3 protein-coding genes are annotated in these 1,002 nt (G+C 59.1%); all 3 read left to right on the top strand.

All coding sequences use genetic code 11. The features are described from left to right. The coding region (locus AC628_RS44615; RefSeq protein ID WP_168193554.1) for a hypothetical protein at positions 1 to 197 on the top strand (197 nt) is incomplete at its 5' end. Position 198: 1 nt separating this feature from the next. Further along, a complete protein-coding gene (locus AC628_RS41490) occupies positions 199 to 636 on the top strand; it encodes a hypothetical protein (protein ID WP_074132552.1) in 438 nt (145 codons plus the stop codon). Continuing rightward, positions 633 to 1,002: hypothetical protein (locus tag AC628_RS41485; RefSeq protein ID WP_168193553.1), on the top strand; the 370-nt coding region annotated here is incomplete at its 3' end. The genes AC628_RS41490 and AC628_RS41485, both read left to right, overlap by 4 nt.

Here is a 1,002-nt window from a genome sequence, read left to right as displayed (position 1 = left end):
CGTCAGCTGGTGTTGCGCTGTACTCGAAGGCGATGGTTTGCCGGGATGCGAATTCGAGCATTGCTTACCAGCGCTCGAGCTGGGTGCCGGTCCTCTACAAAGACGGGTTTCTGATCTCGGACGACTGGCAATACCGGCGCTCGCGCATCATGGGAACGGGCGTCAACCTCTATTACATCGCCTGGCAGGTCTGGTGAGATGGCGCGTCGCTTCCACGCTGGCCTGAATTCGTTCCTCGGCGCCTATGGCGCCTGGCTGTCGCGGCCGGGCGTGGACGTGCTCTCGACCTCGAGCAATTCCGACTTCCTGCTGCGGTCGGAAACCAAGAATGACCAGATCGTCATGTCGGGATCGATCTATCTGCCGATCGGCAGCGGCGACCAGAACATTCCCTATCCGGCGACGTTCACTAGAACGCCCTATGTTTGGTTCGAGGCCTATATCGACGGCGGCGTGGTTGCCTACCCCTACAATCTCGGCATGGCAGCGCGCGAGGGCACGGTCAGCGGCGTCTTCACTTACGAAGTTGGCATGGGCCTGGTGTTCTGGAACAACAAGATCACGCTGAACAACACCAGCGAGGACTACAATTTCTATGTCGATTACATGATCTTCCACCGCAGCCTTGGTCTGTGATGGTCAAGCGCGTTTTGATCCAGTCCGGCGCCGGTGCCGCAATGAGCGTAAGCCTGCCGGGCGTCGACGTGACGGTCGCCAATATCGACCAGATGGTTTTCGATTCACGCTGGTCGGGGCATCAGTTCTACGCCTCTGGCATTCTCGATAGCTCGCAGGACTCCGTCGCAACGTTTTTCTTTCCGTCGACGCTCGACGCCGTGCCGTTCCTGGCCGGCTACACCGACACAAACATCACGCTGAGCCCCGGCACTCAGTATCTGGGCTTTACCAATTTTCGCGGCAACAGCTCCGACTATTGGAACTACGCGCAGGTCACGACCTCGTCGCTGCAGTTCCGGTTCAAGTTCGGCAACCAGGTGGGCC

It is taken from the genome of Bradyrhizobium sp. NAS96.2 (assembly GCF_001908235.1).
GTDB lineage: Bacteria > Pseudomonadota > Alphaproteobacteria > Rhizobiales > Xanthobacteraceae > Bradyrhizobium.
Note: the sequence above shows the minus strand (reverse complement) of the source record. Positions and strands in the feature narration are given on the sequence as shown.